Below are 18,319 nucleotides of genomic sequence, written 5' to 3'. Positions count from 1 at the left end.
AGTGCAGGTTGGTACAAATGTCTTTTAGACATATATTTGTTACACCAATTATGAACCGCAAAAGAACAAACTTTAGCTTCATAAAACGTATTATTTGAAGTATCTCAACGAGCACTTGCCGTAATTTATTATTAATCAAATTATTGACCTAATACATTTACTATGTTATCATCCAAATTTAACCTATTTTGGATTGCACTATTGATTACGGTAGTGTCATGTAGGAAGGAAGCCTTTGACGCCTACTATGGTAGACCCGATTGGCTGGCAAGCCCAATTTACCAGCAGCTCGATTCAATGGGCGACTTTAAGAAGTACCTGAGCTGCATTGAATTGTCTGGCTATAAAAATACACTCGGGACTGCGGGTTCTTGGACGGTGTTTGCACCCACTGATCAGGCCTTTGATCAATTTATGAAGGAAAATGGTATTAGTGATGTATCAAAGATCGATGCGAAACTGGCCGAGAAGATTGTGCGTTCTTCGATGATTTATGACGGTGAACGACTTGAAAAGCTGAACGATTATTTTTCAGCAAAAGGTTGGCAGCAAGGTTTTGCTTTTCGACGTCGATCTGTATACTATGACTTTGTTGAAAAAGAGGATTTAGGGAATGGCAAGATTAGACGTTTTGTCTCAGCAAATCGCGGTCCTAATGTAGCTTATGCAACTACGGATAACAATAATAAACACATTAGCTATTTTTTTGATGCTTACATGAACCAGCGTGGTTTGGGTGCTATAGATTATCAGTCATTTTATCCTAACAGCAGCTATACGGGGTTGAACGTTGGATCAGCTGAAATTGATCCTGCAAGAAGCAATATCTCCGCGGAGAATGGCTATATCCATGTTGTGAATAAAGTTTTGATTGCGGAGAAGAGTATCGATCAATACCTTCGCGATAATATTAGTTACTCCACATTTAAATCAATTCTGGATTTTTTTGCCTCTTATACATATAATGCGGAGATAACACGGAAGAATGAGGTGCTTACCGGGGAAAAGGATTCTGTATTTGTTAAAGGATATGCAGGGATTGGTTTGGCGCTCAACAATGAAAATTATGCAAAGGAAGATCCCAACGATGCCCAAACCAATAATTTTTCGATCACGGTACCCACCAATGAGGCTGTAAGTAATTACGCTAAACGTGTATTGTTAAAGTATTACCCCCAAGGCACCACGTTAAAAGATCTTTTTTATACAAATCCTGCTGTCTTAACAGAATTTGTAAATTCTCATCTGTATAATACACAGGTGTGGCCATCCCAGTTCTCCCAAGCGCAAAACTTTGTCGGTGAGCTGCCTAAGGTGACAAAGGCCAATATCAAAGAGACAAAATTGTTGAGCAATGGTGCATTTTATGGTATAGACGCGTGTCAACAGGCCAATGTCTTCCACTCCGTCTATGGCAATGTTTTATTGGATCCTAAGTATAGCTTCATGCGTCGCGCATTGGAACGCATGAGCATGAATTTGACCTTAAAGATTCCAACCATTCGTTATATGTTGATCCTCGTATCGGATCAGAAGTTATATGAAATGGGCTTTGACTATGATGCCTATAATACCTCAGACCCGATCCGTTTTAATGGCGGAAATGGCACCCCGGAAATGCGAGAGGTGCTGATGGCTCATATTATTCCATTAGGAAACGATCCCTTGCCTGATTTAACGGGAAAGGGAATATTGGAAAGCTATGCAGGTGAGTATGTAAAGTTTAACCAGATGAAAATGTCTTCTAGCGGAACTTTGGATGGCCCAACGGAAACACAGCAAATCCGCATTGATTCAATCAGTATTGGAAATAACCTTTCGGGGCCATTAAATGGCGTTGCGGTCTATCTTAACGGAGGATTGGCTTCATCGAATACCAATATTGGATTTTTTCTTAAAAATATTGGAGCGGATCAGGCCTCCTCTCCATTCAATTCATTTTATAAATATCTTATTGCAAGCACACTTTATTCGGCTACAGATGGAGTTGTCAAAGGAATAGAACTCGGATTGAATTATACGCTGCTTATTCCTAACAATGACGCTATAGCCAATGCGGTTGCAAACAACGATTTGCCAGCATCATCCGCTCCAGCAGATCAAGCGTCTATAGATAAAATAACCCGGTTTATTCAATATCATATTGCGCGAAATTCATTTGCAATCGATGGAAAGAAGACGGGATTCTTTCAGTCGCTTTGTAAAAATGTAGACGGGGATGCCCAATCAATACAGGTTGCTGTCAACCTGGTTAATAAGTTGCAGGTGATGGATAATCTTAACCGAACCGTTGAAGCTGATGTCGTGCAGAGTAATCAACTTGGACAGCGCGTATTGATACATTCTCTCAAAGGATATTTAAAGCATGGCCTGTAATCTAACCGAAAACATGATGAAACAGATAAACTATTTGATTTTAATAGGGTGCATAGTATGGATGACTTTCTGGGGAGGAGGAGTTTACGCGCAAAATAATGCGGCTTTGCTCACCGGAAAGGTAACCGAAAAGGGAACAAAACAACCCATCGCCGGAGCAACAGTTGTCTTAAAAGATAATGATAACCGCACAATTGTCGGAACGACTACAGATGTTGAGGGGAACTATAGTCTTAGAGCTCGAATGCAAGGCTTGAAACTGGCGGTCTCCTACACGGGCTATAAATCTTCAGGTGCGATTGCTGTAGGGGATAGGAAAACGATCAATGTGCAGATTGAATCGACAAATAATGTGATTGATGAGGTTGTTATCTCAAAGTCAAAACCTGTCAATGACGGCACGGGTATGGGGATTTCGAAAGAACGCAATACAGCAGCGATCTCAACGATTAGCATGGATGAGCTGTCCGAAATGCAATCTGTGTCTGTTGATCAAGCGTTGCAGGGAAGGCTGCCAGGAGTTGATATCACTACGGTATCAGGCGATCCTGGGGCTGGGATGCAGATCCGGATTCGCGGTACATCTTCTTTAAATGGGGCAACAGACCCGCTTATTGTGGTTGATGGTATGCCTTATGATATTACCATTCCGGACGATTTCAATTTTGCAACTTCTGATGATAATGCATATGGGCAGCTTTTAAATATTGCACCATCTGATATTCAGGACATCTCGGTATTAAAAGATGCTGCTGCAACTGCTGTTTGGGGATCGCGTGGAGCAAATGGGGTATTGGTTATCACAACCAAACGCGGAACCGTTAGTGCTCCCACGTTGGGATATACTTTCAAAGGATCTATTTCAAAGCAACCTGAATCTATTCCACTATTGAATGGTGATCAGTACTCGACCTTGTTGTCTGAAGAATTCTATAATGCAGGGAAGGTCTTTTCAACGACAGACAATGCGCAGCAGTTCCAGTACGATCCGAATAACACCTATATATATCACAACTATAGTAACAATTCCAACTGGGTAGATGCCATTACACAGTTGGGGTATTTTCAAGATCATAATCTCCAGGTACGTGGTGGCGGTGAAAAAGCACGCTATCTGGCCTCAATAGGTTATTTTAATCAAGAAGGAACAACTATTGGAACAGGTCTAAATCGTCTATCTGCTCGTATCAATCTAGATTATGTGGTTTCAGAGCGCATCGGCTTTCAGTCGGACGTTTCATATACACACGTCGACAATGATAATCTTTATCATGCTAATGTACGGGATATCGCTTATCGTAAGATGCCAAATCAGGCCATTTGGGAATATGATGAATATGGGAACCTAACAGGTAATCTATTTAATCCTTCTTCTTCGGCGCAAGGATTTTATCCAGGGACATATAATCCACTTTCTATGGTCCAAAATGCTATTGGTAAACAGTTGGGCGATATTTTGGGAACCCGTTTTAATGTGGATTATAGATTGATTCCTAATACCTTGCGATTTGTAAGTACACTAGCGCTAAATATTAGAAACAACAAAACCAAGCTCTTTTTACCCCAGTTGGCAACAGGCCGACCTTTTACGGAAAATACGGTGAATAGGGCTTCGGACTCAGATTTAGATGAGTTTTCACTGAGTACAAATACCCGGCTTTTATTTACGCCTGCATTGGGTGAAAACCATCTGCTTACAGCCAATTTGTCTTTCCTGACTTCGGATTATCGCTATACGATTCAAGGACTGAGTTCGACAAATACGGCATCTTCCTATCTACAGGACCCAAGTGTACCGTCACGGACCTTGACTGGATATGCACAATCGGTTACCACACAATCGCGCTCAATTGGAGCCTTAATCCAGGCAAATTATATGCTCAACAAAAAGTATGTTTTTGCCGCAAGTCTGCGTGGTGATGGCAACTCAAAATTTGGTCCTGATAATCGTTATGGATTATTTCCTGCTTTCTCTGCCGCTTGGCAGATCGGAAGGGAAAATTTCTTGAAAGATATTAACGCCATAAAAGATATTAAGCTAAGAGCAAGCTGGGGACGCAGTGGTAATGCTCCTCGACGTGATTATACTTATATCAATGTATATAGCACCAATGATTATGCTTATTTGGATGAAAACGGTGTCTATTCAAAAAATATAGAGTTGTCCGACTTAAAATGGGAAACGGTGACACAGCAGAATTTGGGTATGGATGTAGAGATGTTCGACTACCGTTTGATGTTTGGTGGAGAGATTTATAAAAATAGAACAACGGATTTGATGATGGACAATATTCAGATTCCGACCTATACTGGATATAGTGGACTGGCTATGAATGTTGGTACAATGGATAATGATGGCTGGGAAGCAAATTTTACCGTGGTGCCCATTCGTAATAAAAAATGGGATGTCAGTTTTACGTTCAATATTGCACACAATCAAAATGTGATCCGCGAGATATCACCGCTTTATCCGCGCGAAAATGCTAGATCATCATTAAAAAACAAAACATTTTTCACCTATTTCCAGGAGAATAATCCGTATGGATCTTTCTATGGATTTCGCTATTTGGGCGTTTACAAAGATCAGGAAGCTACCATAGCAAAAGATGCACAAGGAAATGCCATCGTGAGTCCAGACGGCGAGACGATTTATATGCGTTTTAATTATCCTACGGTAGATTATGTATTCCAGGCGGGCGATGCGATGTATGAAGATATCAACCATGACGGTGTGATTGATCAAAAGGATATTGTGTATTTGGGCAATAGTAATCCGAAGCTTACGGGTGGGTTTGGATTTAATGTGGGATATAATAAACGTTTGAAATTAAGCGCCTTCTTTAACTACAGACAAGGATCTCAAATTATTAATGGAACCAAAATGAATACGACTGATATGCTTGGGTATAACAATCAAAGCACGGCCGTGTTGCGCAGATGGCGTAAGGATGGTGACATAACAGATATCCCGCGAGCATTGTTTGGAACTGGATATAATTCTTTGGGATCAAGCCGATATGTCGAGGATGCTTCATTTTTACGTTTGCGTACAGTCACCTTAAAGTATGACTTTGCGAAAGAGTTCTTGCAGCGATTTCACATCGAGGGGCTTGGCGCTTATTTGACCGTAGAAAACATATTTACGCTGACGAAGTATACCGGTCAAGACCCTGATGTTGCCGTAAAGTTAAAGGATGCATTTACTGTGTTAATGGATAATTCAATGACACCGCCATTAAAAACAGTTACACTAGGTATTACAGCACGTTTTTAAAGCAAGGTTATGAAAAGAACAATTTTATGGAGTTTAGTTGCTGCGGGAAGCATTTTACTCAATTCTTGTAATAAATGGCTGGATTTACAGCCGCAGGATGGAATAACCCGTGCAGAATTTTGGAAAACAAAGGAGGATGTCCATGCGGCCTTAATCGGTATCTATTCTTCCCTTAATTCAGGACCTGTTGAACAGCAATTGTTCACGTGGGGCGAACTTAGGGCCGATCTAGTTGGGTTGACAAGTTATGCGACAGACGACAATCGCCTGGTAAAAAATTACAATATTTTAAGTACAAATGTAATTGCGGACTGGAGTGCTATTTATACCGCGATAAATAATTGTAATCTGCTGATTGATTATGCAGGTCAGGCAAAGCTGGCAGATCCTACTTTTACAGAGGCAGAATACAATACAGATTTGGGGGAAGCTTTAGCTGTCCGCAGCTTTTTGTACTTCTATTTAGTTCGCACTTTTCGGGATACCCCTTTAAAATTAAAAGGCACCTCCAAAGACACCGATATTGTTTCTGTAGGGCAGTCCACTGGCGATGAAGTGCTCAAGCAAATCGAGAAAGATCTCTTGCAGGCTTTGGATTGGATACCCGAATACCATGTCAATACTTCGGGTTACAATGCGACAAACGCCGGTCGGGTGACAAGACCCGCGGTACGAGCGATGTTGGCTGACGTATATCTATGGCTGGAACAATACGATAAAGTAGAAGAGCAGACCGCAAAAATTTTAGAAACTGGAAGATATAGTTTAATTGGCGCAGCACTGCCTGAAATTTTTGATGGTGGCACGATGGAAACGATTTGGGAGTTGAGCCATAAAAACTCCAGTGAAAATCCGATGTATAATATTGGCGTGACTGCACGTAGACCATTCACAGCCAATGTGGATATCTTGAATAATGAGATTTTTCCTTCCAATGAAGGGACAGATATAGATTTATTCGACAGTCGTGGAGAAGGAATCCTGTATGGTATGTCGGGAGATCTGAGAAAATACGGTACGGAATCACCCGACTACTACAATTTTCAGCTCTACCGCGTATCTGACGTCATGTTGATGCGTGCTGAAGCTTTGGCAGAGCTCGGGCGAGGGACGGAAGCATTGGCACTTCTGGAGGATTTGCGAATCAAACGTAAAGCCATAAGAGCTACGGATCCGAATATTGAAGCGACAGATTTAGAAGGAATCATCCTATTCGTCTTCGCTGAGCGTGCACGTGAACTTACTTTTGAAGGTAAACGTTGGTTTGACCTTTTGCGCTTGGCAAAGAAAGATAATTATGCGAACATCAATGTGCTAGTAGATCTTGTAACGAAAGTTGTAGACGCTAATGTACGCCAATCCGCAATTAATAAAGTGCGCGATGTGGATAGCCATTATCTTCCCATTTTGGAAACTGAACTCTTCAAAGACAAACAGTTGAAGCAAAACCCATTTTACCTAAAATAGATCGTTATGAAAAGAAATTTTAGAAAACAATATTGGCTGATAGGGACATGGTTTGTCCTATCTGTTGCGCTTATATTTTCCTGTCAAAAAGAGAAATATCGAATTTCAACTTCAGATGAAGTGAATATTACAGGTTATTTGGAAGCACATGAAACTGATTATTCCTTATTGACCGAAATCTTATACCGCTCGAAAACGGCGGGCTATCTAGGTGCGTATGGTACCTACACACTGTTTGCTCCCAATAATGAGAGCATTAATGCCTGGATCAAAGATAATGGAAAAACAGGATTGAGTGATTTTACAGATGCGCAGCTATTGGATTTTGTCAAATACCACGTGGTTAGGGATACGGTAGGCAGCACACGTTTTACTGATGGGAAAATCAAAACAGCGAGCTTATTAGGTGAATATTTATACACAGATGTGCAAAATGGGATTTACCGAATTAATAAATCTGCCAAAATTATTAGATCCAATATTAGCTGTGGTAACGGCATTATTCACTCCATAAATAAAGTATTGGTTCCACCAGCACAGAGTCTTGCTGAATTGATAGGCAATAATCCTCGTTATTCCATTTTTGCCGAGGCTTTAAAAGAGACTGGGTTTTATGATACTTTATATTATCAACGCGGTGTAGCTGTGGCGGATGCTAAACGTTTTCAGACCGCTATTGTTGAGTCAGACTCCGTTTTGCAGCTACAGGGAATCAAAAGTTATGCGGATATGAAAGCAGCCTATTCACAGACTGGTAATGTAAAAAGCCATAAAGATAGTTTGTGGTTATATATGGCCTACCATTTAAGCAACGATATCAAATTCTTGGAAGACATCGTTGCCGCAAATACGATCTATACTTTGGCTCCAAAAGAGATTATTTCGACCAAATTATTAGGTGCGCAGATCTTATTGAATGATGACGTGTTTAATGGGGTTCATGAAGCGGGTGCTGAAATCAACAGATCACAAAGCGATGTCTTGGCGTCCAATGGGGTGCTGCATGAAGCGAAACAGCCATTTAAGATTAAGGTCCGCCAGCAGGTGCCCGTGTATTTTGATATAGCGACCTCTCCCGAATTAGTCAACGCACTGGGAAGCGCCTATTTTAATAGTTCGAAGGCATTGGTGGCGAATGGTGCGACCATTGCAAATTCTTTTGCCTTTAATAGTTTGACGGTTTCGACCATTGGTACGAACGGATATTACTATTATAAAGCCTTAGAAACGAAGCGCCCTTATGCAAATGGAGACCTCTTAAGTCTGTCGCTTTGCGCGAACAATAGTGCGCGAGCAAAATGGATTGAATTTAAGACTCCATATCTCGTAAAAGGACGGTATAAAGTCTGGATCTGTTATGCCCAGCATGGCGATGCCCCAGAGATTCAAGCGACGTTTAATCCTGGAAAAGGGGATGAACAAATCCTGCCCAATACGATCATATTGAATCAAAGTCTGACCGCTTCGGGCGTTAGCGACCTCGCGAATGCAAATGCGGATAATCTGATGCTGGCACAGGGTTACAAACGTTACATGGCAACGGTAGGCGATTACAATGTAAATAATATTACCGGTGGACTCAAGGCAAAATCGGGTAGTGAAGCTCCATTGAATGTTGGCCGTTTGGCCGGTATTATCAATGTCGAGACGACTGATCGACATGTCATCCGTTTTGAAGCGATCAAAGATAAGAAGTGTGGTAGCAATACCGTCTATCTGGATATGATCCAATTTATCCCCGCAGATGATCTTGAACAGAACTACCCTAGATTTCATCAGATTTCAGGTGAACTTTTTTATAGACCAAAATAACAGGATACACAATTATGAAAGCTATAATTTATAAAATTTACCTAGTCGTATTGGGCATGTGTTTATTGTCTGCTTGTTCCAAAAATTGGGAGGATCATTTTGGAGGAGGTGATGCCGATGCTCAAAAAAACTTGTACACCATTATTTCCGAGCATGCTGAGTTTTCAACTTTTATGGACCTGCTCAATAAATCGGGCTATGGTGAATCGTTGAAAGAATCGAAAAATTATACCTTGATTGTACCAACTAATGACGCCATTGCTGCTGTACAGGATCAATATAATTTTTCCGATACTGCGGTGATCAAGAGTTTTGTAGGCTACCATATTATCAATTCGGTCTATAATGTGAATTCAGGAGCTGATACCGTAAAGGCATTAAACTTTCGCAATAAATATGTGGAGTTTACGCATGGCGCATTTGACGGTGTTGAACCTCTTCAGGGGAATCTGGTGGCGAGCAATGGACTGTACCATGTGGTAGGTCGTCCCCTAAAGCCTCTTCAGAATATATTTAATCTAGTACGCACCTTTTTTGCCGACACCAAGCAAATTGAGGCTGTAAATTCCTTTGATACAGTGTCCACAGAGGGTGATATCATATATTACAGGTATAGTCCGGTATGGTATACGGAAGTACGTCGCAATATGACGACTGAAAATAAGAAACACACCTATTTCGTCGTAGACGACGAAAATTTTGAGACCGAGTATGCTAAGTTAAGACCTTTCTATGCGACAGCCTATGAGGAAGGGAATACGCTCCGTCCCGACAGTACGACTACGTTTTTTGCTAAAAAGGCTTTGTTGCGCGATTTTATTGTAGAGGGGGAATTGGCAACGGATCAACTTACAAATAATCTGATTTCAATAGCGGGAACCAAATTTAGTCTTGACCCCTCAAATATTATCTCGCGGACAAAGGCCAGTAATGGAGTTGTTTATCGTGTGAAGCGACTTGAGTTTGCACTAGCGGATCAGATCAAGGAAATCAAGGTATTGGGGGCAAGGCCCATCGGTTACAAGCAAACGGATAAGCGATCAAATACCTTTTTCAGGGAAAAGCGAGATAATGAAGGAAATTTATACAATGACATTGAAGTATATGATCATAAAGTTACTTCCTTTTATGTAAAGTATCGCGCTACAGGTATGAACGTCGCTAAATATAAAGTATACGGACGAGCAATTATGGGATTGGCTGGTGATCCGCAAACAGCAGCGTTTATCCAATATGTCTACTTTTTTGATCCGAAACTTATCTCGGTGAATGAGGTGGATTTATACAAACGTTCAGTCGTCAATAACTTGGGTGCAAACGATACGCGAATGACATTTGATGTACAGCCGCTCAATCACGGAGAAGTTTATTTAGGTGAGGTGACGCAAGACCAATATGGGAATCTGCCTTTGCTTGTTATGAGCAATGGTACTGGTCCTATTATTTTAGAATATCTCCGATTCGTCCCGATTATTCAATAACTAAGCAAAACGAAATGAGTTCGATCAACATAAATTATAAATTGGGTATTATCTTGTTTATTTCCACTTTGGGAGCGCACAGCAGTTGGGCGCAACAAGATACTGCCGCCCGCAATATACAACAACAAGGACAAGTTACTTCTGCTTATTCGGTTAAAGGTACTGTCTATGACAGCCAAACCAATAAACCCATCGCAGGTGCTCGTATAACTTACGGCAGTAACGTTGCAAAATTGACGGATAGTAAAGGAAATTTCCGCTTGGAGCTACCGGTTTCCAATGCAATTGTTGAAGTTTCTTTGGATGGATATATAGCTAAGCAGGTACCGGTACTGCTGGATAAATCAATGAAAGTGGTCCTGTACCCTGACGGGTATCGTTCTTTCTATAAAAAAACAGAGACAGTATTTGGTGATAATGGAGTTTTAAATAATACTGGCGCAGTCGATAAATTGGAACTCAATGCCTGGGAACAGAATTCTGAGACGGTCGTTAGCTATCTACAGGGCAAGCTAGCCGGAGTACAAGTAACCCGCCATTCAGGAACACCTTCTATTGGCGGAAATCTCAATATTCGCGGCTTGCAATCGCTGTATTCCAATAATCAGCCCTTATATATTGTAGACGGTATTGTGTATAATGCGGAGCATTTGAGTCCTTCTATAACGACAGGACATCTCAATAATGCATTGCAGCATATTGATGTGCGCGACATTCAAGATATTACGGTATTGAAAGACGCTGTATCCGCTAATATTTATGGAGCCAAATCCTCCAATGGAGTCGTGGTCATTAATACAAACCATTCAAAAGAGTTGGCTACACAGATCGATTTGCAGGCAACAACAGGATATAATTTCCGTCCGAAACGTATTCCCGTCATGAAGTCTTATGCTTACCGAAGTTATTTGAATGACTTGTTAGCAACGAGTACGTACAGTGGTGAGGAAATTGCGAATATGCCTTTCAATAATGATAATCCAAAATTCGAAGAATATGCGAAATATCATAATGAAACGGATTGGCAGAAAGATGTGCTTAATAATACGGTCGACCAGAATTATTTTCTTCGGGTTACAGGGGGAGATAATATAGCACGGTATGCCTTGTCGGTAGGTTATAACAATGAACAGGGTGTTTTGGATAACACGAAGCAAAATCGCTATACGGCACGTTTTAACGGCGACATGAACCTGACCAAAAAATTAACTGCTCAGACCAATATCTCCATGGGTTATGGACAGCAAAGCTTGAAGGATCAGGGATTATCACCAAAGACCAATCCTTTGTTTCTTTCGTTGATTAAGTCTCCATTTTTAAATACGCATGATATTGCTCCAGACGGCAGCATTTCACCGAATTATGCAGAAGCTGATTATTTCGGCTATTCCAACCCGATGCAAATCACACAAAATGGGATTAATAATAAAAAGGCCTATCGGTTTTTAGGTTCTTTGGTGTTCAACTATGCATTCAATACAAATTTTAAGTTAAGTAACCTGTCTACCGTGACCTATGATAAAGCGCAAGAGGATTTCTTTATTCCTAAAAAAGGAGTCGCAAAGGACACGGTAAATAATATGGAAGTTTATAGTCGTCTCGGTACGCAGGTGGCTCGTTATTATTCGATTTCAAATGATTTGCGTCTGCAATATAATCAGGATCTAGGAACTCAGGGCCGAGTGGAAGCTATTGGTGGAGTCCGGTACCACAAGCATGATTCGGAACAAGACTATGCACTAGGCTATAATTCGGCGACCGATCAGCTGGTCAGTATTGGTAACTCAACACCGGCATCTCGGGTTTATGGAGGGCATATCGGTAAATGGGCAAATATGACGGCCTATGCTATGGGTAATTTTAGCTGGAAGAATACTTATATCTTAAATGCATCCATATCGATGGATGGATCTTCCCGCTTTGGAGAAAAAGCAAAAGGAGGCTTAAAGCTTGCAGATAAGGTATATGCAGTATTCCCGGCAGTTGGAGCTGCATGGTTATTGTCCAATGAGGATTTTTTAAAAGGAAATAGTACGATCTCATTATGGAAACTTCGGGCGAGTTATGGAATTACAGGCAATGATGATATTGGAAATTATGATGCGCGGCAGAATTATATCTCCCAGAACTTTTTAGGTGTCCAGGGACTTGTGCGCGATGGTGTTGCCAATCCTTATCTAAAATGGGAGAAAGTAGAAAAAATAAACGTTGGGACGGATCTTTCGTTGTTGAATGAACGCATCAATTTAGGCGTTGATATCTATCAAAATAGGACAAGTGATATGCTGGCCTATAATTCGGGGAATACTGTTTCGGGAATTAGTTACTACCTCTATAATAATGGTTCAATGCGTACACGCGGTATTGACTTCTCCTTGTTTGGACGTATTCTGACCGGTCCGGTCAAATGGGATGCCTCATTGACACTAAGTCACTATAAAAGTACGATCACAGATCTCCCCGAAACATCCTATACACAATATGCCGGTGGAACTTTTGTGAGCGAGAAAGGTGGCGCACCCAATGCCTTTTATGGGTACCAGTTCAACGGTGTCTATCTTACCAGTGCCGAAGCTGCCGCTTCTGGACTAGCAATTTTAGATGCAACAGGTAATAAAATACCTTTCCAGGCAGGAGATGGGAAGTTTACAGACCGTAACGGCGACAAGATCATTGATGATCGTGATCGAATGATCATAGGTGATCCCAATCCAGATTTAGTGGGCGGATTGAATAACAGCCTGACCTATAAAAATTGGAAATTCGGTGCATTGGTGACATTCAGCGTAGGCAATGATATTTATAACTATACACGGGCACAACTAGAGTCGGGAAGTACATTTTATAACCAGACAGAACTATTGCAAAATAGATGGCGGGCGGAAGGCCAGGAAACTGATGTGCCTCGCGTTGCGCTCAACGATCCAATGGGAAATAGTCGATTTTCAAATCGATGGATAGAAGACGGTTCATATGTTCGGCTTCGTCAGCTTTCCGTTGAGTACGGTATTCCAGTAAATAAACGTATCATCAAATATGTCCGTCTATATGGTACTGCCAATAACGTATTGACTTTTAGTAAGTATTTAGGTTATGATCCTGAATTTGCACAGTCTGCTGATGTTTTTCATCAGGGGGTTGATGTGACGTTGGAACCCATTGTTCGCTCTGTGCAGCTGGGATTGAGGATCGGTTTATAAAAATTTAATATACTATGTTTATCACATACAGAAAATATTCGAAATATTCACTCTGGGCCTTATTGGCCTGTAGCCTATCTTTTACATCTTGTAAGAAAGCGTTGGATTTCTTGCCCGAGGATAAATTGGACAGTTCAAAAATGTACAATACGCTTGCCGATGCTGATGCGGTAGTGCTTGGGATTTATGGGCAAGTAGCTGGGTTAGGGGAACGTTATATTGTCCTGAACGAATTAAGGGCCGATCTCATGGACGTCACACAAAATGCAAATCCCTATTTGCAACAAGTTTCCAATCATGAAGTAGCAGAAGATAATCCTTATGCAGATCCATCTGCTTTTTATAAAATTATCTTCAATTGCAATGATGCCTTGAAGAACTTCAAGGTGATGGAGCGACAGGGTAAGTTGAGCAATACCGAATTCAATCAGCGGTATTCTGACCTCGCTATGCTACGTGCATGGTTGTATTTACAATTAGGGATTCACTTTGGAAATGTCCCCTATATCAAAAATACCATTGAAAGTGTTGACGAGATTAAAAGTTTGGAGAACTATCCGAAAACAATTTTCGATAATTTGGTTGATTCTCTCATTAGTGACACAAAAGACCTGCCTTATCAGGATCCGTATGCCTACCCAACAGGTAGCACATTGGTTTTTACGACAGATGGCGCGAGCACACAGAAAGTGTTCATCAGCAAGGCTCATGTCCTGGGCGAACTCTATCTTTGGAAAGGAAACTATTATGAAGCGGCAAAGACTTATAAGCGATTGCTGTCTGCTGAAGACAATAACAGTAATATTGATTATCTGTTCAATTTCAACCGTATTGGCTGGAGCTACTTTAATGTAAGTTTTGCGAGAGCCCAGGAGGGGTCATCTTTGGTAAATTCCTTAACAGCAGGCTGGCGAAGTATGTTTGCGCTATCGAACACGGTGCGGGAATGGAATTCCGAATGGAACTGGTCAATTCCATATCACAACTCTTTTGCCCCTGGAAATCCTTTTATAGAGCTATTTTCTAAGTCAGGTAACTATGCACTTAAGCCCTCCCAAAAGGTGATTGATTTATGGAATTCACAGACCAATAATGCGGGTATTCCCTGGGATCCCCGGAGTAAGCTATCTTATGAAGTTGCTGCGAATGGTGATCCAGTGATTACAAAATTCACGGATAATTCAGGGGATTTATTAAGCTTGTTAAATAAAAGCGGTCGTTGGAACATCAATCGAGCGGCAGGGGCGCACTTGCGCTTTGCTGAGGCTGCCAATCGGGATGGTCAGGGACGTTTGGCCTATGCATTAGCGAACTGGGGCCTGATTAGTACCTTTTATTATGGTGCGTTTACGAGTGCAGGAACAATTGCCCCGGGTAATTTTTTCGAATTGGAATCCGAAATAACTTATGAAGGATTTGGGACAAATCGGACCACTTATGCTGAGTCTTCGCCCTATTATTTTGACGCACGCGACAATGCGAGTATTGTGCGCGGAGTTTGGTATCGGAATTCGGGAATCCGTGGACGGGCTACCATGCCGCGTTGGCAATTCTCAGGCATTGAATATGGTCCGGGTACAGTCGGTGGTTACGGAAGTATGATGACAGCCTTCGACGTGCCGAAATCAGATCTGGAGGATAAGATTATCGAAGAATCAGCTTATGAATTAGCGTTTGAGGGTGAACGCTGGTCTGACCTGATGCGCATAGCAAAACGCCGTAACGATCCAGCTTTCCTAGCCGATAAAGTCTATGAGAAATTGCTGAAAGCAAATAACCCGAAAGCTGGAGCAGTACGTAGCAAGTTGATGGATATGAAAAATTGGTTTTTACCTTTTAAATTGCGGTAAACCTGATATACGTTTGGATTATTGATTTAATGGTTAAAGGTCTGCTTTGTGCAGGCCTTTTTCTTTGTCTTAGATGTTGACCATGAGACAGCAGGATAGTGAATTCGAAATTGTTTAATATCATTGTGTAGAGATACCATACCACTTGTTAGCGGTAATCGATACTTCTAGGCTCTATCAACAGCTCATTCAAATCGAGTAATTATCGTGAGACGAGTATGTAATCGTAACATGTCAATGACAGTGTAATCTTTTGATAATGCCATTTGCGTTTTATAAATGTAATTTTTACATTTATAAGTATTTCTGATTAATTATAACCAATGGAACGAGTTTCTTTAAAATTTAGAATCTACTATTTTTTTCTGGCAAAAGCGATCTGCTTTTTTTGTCTATTTTGGATTTTCACTACCCCTGCATATGCCTATAGCAGCGGGACTTCTGAACCGGATTCGGCTTATTTCTTTGCTTATGCAAAAGAAAAGAATGCTGGCAGAGAAGGGCTATTATATGCCTGGAGTTTGGATGGTAAGCAATGGAACTCCATCGGGACAGAACATGCCTTTGTAAAGTCAGATTATGGACGCTGGGGATCAGAAAAACGGATGATAAATCCTGTATTGTTTCCACGAACTGGAGGCGGCTGGTCCTGTGCGTGGCAATTAAGTACTGAAAGTGACGGTCCTTATGCATATACTTTTACATCCGATTTTTTCAATTGGGGCAGACAAGATTATTTTATTGCATTAAATGATTTGGATAAATCAGTGGTATCTTTTGTAAAAAACAGTTTATTGACTCGTGATAATATCTCCATGAATGGCGAAAGTTTACGTGGAACCAAGTTGAAAGTTTCATGGTCTGTTATTAAAGAATTAATCAAGCATTATGATCTCGCGCTGCTTAAGCAAAAACAATGGTCCGAACGAAGCGTTGACGATGACGCCCGCTTCCCTGGCCTAAAGCCATTGGATGTCAAATTAACGCCGAAGGTAGGGCAAACGAAGTCCATCAGTGATATGTTGGTGGGTGTTTTTTTTGAAGATATTAATTATGCCGCAGACGGAGGTCTTTATGCAGAATTGATTCAAAATAGAGACTTTGAATATAAATTGAGCGATAAACAAGGCCGTGATAAAAATTGGAACGCGAAAACTGCTTGGCGTATGGATGGCTCGGGACAATTTCATATTGACAGCATCAATCCAATTCATCCTAATAATAAACATTATGCGAGATTGCAAGGTGAAGGCATCCTCAGAAATATAGGCTACGATGGCATTGCCTTAAATAAGAACGAACACTATGATCTTTCGTTTTTCGGAAGGGGCACTGTTGGTAAAGTACCTAAACTAAAGATCCGGATAAGTACAAAAGACGGAAAAATCCTCGATGAGAAATCCGTAATTGTTGACAGTAAAAACTGGAAAAAATATCAATTGGTATTGACATCCAATGAAACCTGTAAGGATGCCGTATTGGAATTTGTATTTACAGACCGACAACAATTGGATTTGGATCTGATTTCTTTATTCCCTCAGCATACATTTAAAGGGAGAAAAAATGGATTACGGAAGGATCTGGCCGAGGCTATAGCTGCATTGAATCCCCGTTTTGTCCGTTTTCCGGGTGGCTGTTTAGCACATGGGGATGGAATTGAAAATATCTACCATTGGTCTAATACTGTAGGGCCGCTGGAAAGCCGTATGCCACAGCGTAACATGTGGGGATATCATCAAACCGTGGGCTTGGGGTATTACGAGTATTTTCAATTTTGTGAAGACATCGGTGCCTATGCTGTTCCTGTAGTGGCGGCTGGTGTACCCTGCCAAAATTCGGGTGCTCATGGTCACCCATTGGGTGGACAACAATGTGGTATCCCAATGGAAGATATGGATGACTACATCCAGGAAGTACTGAATCTGATTGAATGGGCCAATGGCGATAAAAATAGTACCTGGGGAAAGGTACGAGCTGCCGCGGGGCACCCCGAGCCATTTCATCTAAAATACATTGGTGTTGGTAACGAAGATTTAATATCGAATGTTTTTGAGGAGCGTTTTACCATGATGTATAACGCTATCCGTGCAAAATATCCCGAAATACAGGTTATTGGGACGGCAGGGCCATTTTTTGAAGGAACCGACTATGTAGAGGGCTGGAAAATCGCTAATAAATTGAATGTACCCATTATGGACGAACACTATTATCAGACACCGGGCTGGTTTATTCATAATCAAGACTTCTATGATAAATATGATCGCAGCAAATCACAGGTGTATTTGGGCGAATACGCTGCCCATATTCATGGGCGAGCGAGTACCTTGGAAGTTGCATTGGCTGAAGCGGCATATCTCACGGCATTGGAAAGAAATGGTGACGTTGTTAAGATGGCCTCTTATGCGCCATTGTTGGCCAAAGATGGCTATACGCAATGGCGCCCCGATCTTATTTATTTCTCCAATACTGATGTAAATTTAACACCATCCTATTATGTACAGCAATTATTTGGGCGTAATAACGGAACCGAATATATTCCAGTAGAAACAGTTTATGCTAATGCTGACGTTGAGGTACAGAAGCGTGTGGCATTTTCTATTGTTAAAGATCCGAAAGATCAATCACTCATTGTAAAGCTGGTTAATATTTTGCCTGTTGCGGTCAATATACAATTGGAATTGGATCAACTCAATTTGAAGGGTGATACGGCTCTTGTCGCTCAGTTGACAGGGGAATTGGAAAGTAAAACGGCAAAACCCGAAGAAAAGACCATGTCCGTTGACAAGCTTAAAAACCAGCAATTACCGCCTTATTCGTTAACTGTCATCCGAATTCAGTCGGGTGCAAAATAGCCTCATT

At 41.2% G+C, this 18,319-nt stretch carries 8 protein-coding genes; all 8 read left to right on the top strand.

What is annotated here, in order from left to right; genetic code table 11:
- The first annotated feature begins 162 nt into the window (after window positions 1-162).
- The 8 genes from GVK91_RS05075 (at window position 163) to GVK91_RS05040 (ending at window position 18,312) form a co-directional block, all read left to right on the top strand.
- Window positions 163-2,376: a fasciclin domain-containing protein gene (locus GVK91_RS05075; protein WP_159727336.1), complete on the top strand. Its 2,214-nt coding sequence runs from the start codon at window positions 163-165 to the stop codon at window positions 2,374-2,376.
- Window positions 2,377-2,389: 13 nt separating this feature from the next.
- Entirely contained in the window at window positions 2,390-5,650 is a 3,261-nt protein-coding gene (locus tag GVK91_RS05070; protein WP_159727334.1) for a SusC/RagA family TonB-linked outer membrane protein, read from the top strand.
- A 9-nt stretch (window positions 5,651-5,659) separates the two neighbouring features.
- Window positions 5,660-7,117 (top strand): RagB/SusD family nutrient uptake outer membrane protein, encoded by a 1,458-nt coding sequence (locus GVK91_RS05065; RefSeq protein ID WP_159727332.1) that lies wholly within the window; start codon window positions 5,660-5,662, stop codon window positions 7,115-7,117.
- Between the two features lie 6 nt (window positions 7,118-7,123).
- Window positions 7,124-8,929 (top strand): fasciclin domain-containing protein, encoded by a 1,806-nt coding sequence (locus tag GVK91_RS05060; RefSeq protein ID WP_159727330.1) that lies wholly within the window; start codon window positions 7,124-7,126, stop codon window positions 8,927-8,929.
- 14 nt (window positions 8,930-8,943) lie between these two features.
- Window positions 8,944-10,410, top strand: a complete 1,467-nt coding sequence (locus GVK91_RS05055; protein WP_159727328.1) for a fasciclin domain-containing protein — start codon at window positions 8,944-8,946, stop codon at window positions 10,408-10,410.
- A 14-nt stretch (window positions 10,411-10,424) separates the two neighbouring features.
- On the top strand, window positions 10,425-13,610 hold the full coding sequence (locus tag GVK91_RS05050; RefSeq protein WP_159727326.1) for a SusC/RagA family TonB-linked outer membrane protein: 3,186 nt from the start codon (window positions 10,425-10,427) through the stop codon (window positions 13,608-13,610).
- 14 nt (window positions 13,611-13,624) lie between these two features.
- Window positions 13,625-15,460: a RagB/SusD family nutrient uptake outer membrane protein gene (locus GVK91_RS05045; protein ID WP_159727324.1), complete on the top strand. Its 1,836-nt coding sequence runs from the start codon at window positions 13,625-13,627 to the stop codon at window positions 15,458-15,460.
- A 323-nt stretch (window positions 15,461-15,783) separates the two neighbouring features.
- The gene (locus GVK91_RS05040; protein WP_159727322.1) at window positions 15,784-18,312 is read left to right on the top strand and encodes an alpha-L-arabinofuranosidase C-terminal domain-containing protein; all 2,529 of its coding nucleotides are present in this window, start codon (window positions 15,784-15,786) and stop codon (window positions 18,310-18,312) included.
- Window positions 18,313-18,319 lie beyond the last annotated feature (7 nt).

Origin of the sequence: Sphingobacterium sp. 18053, from assembly GCF_902706145.1 — a bacterium.
Taxonomy (GTDB): domain Bacteria; phylum Bacteroidota; class Bacteroidia; order Sphingobacteriales; family Sphingobacteriaceae; genus Sphingobacterium; species Sphingobacterium paramultivorum.
Note: the sequence above shows the minus strand (reverse complement) of the source record. Positions and strands in the feature narration are given on the sequence as shown.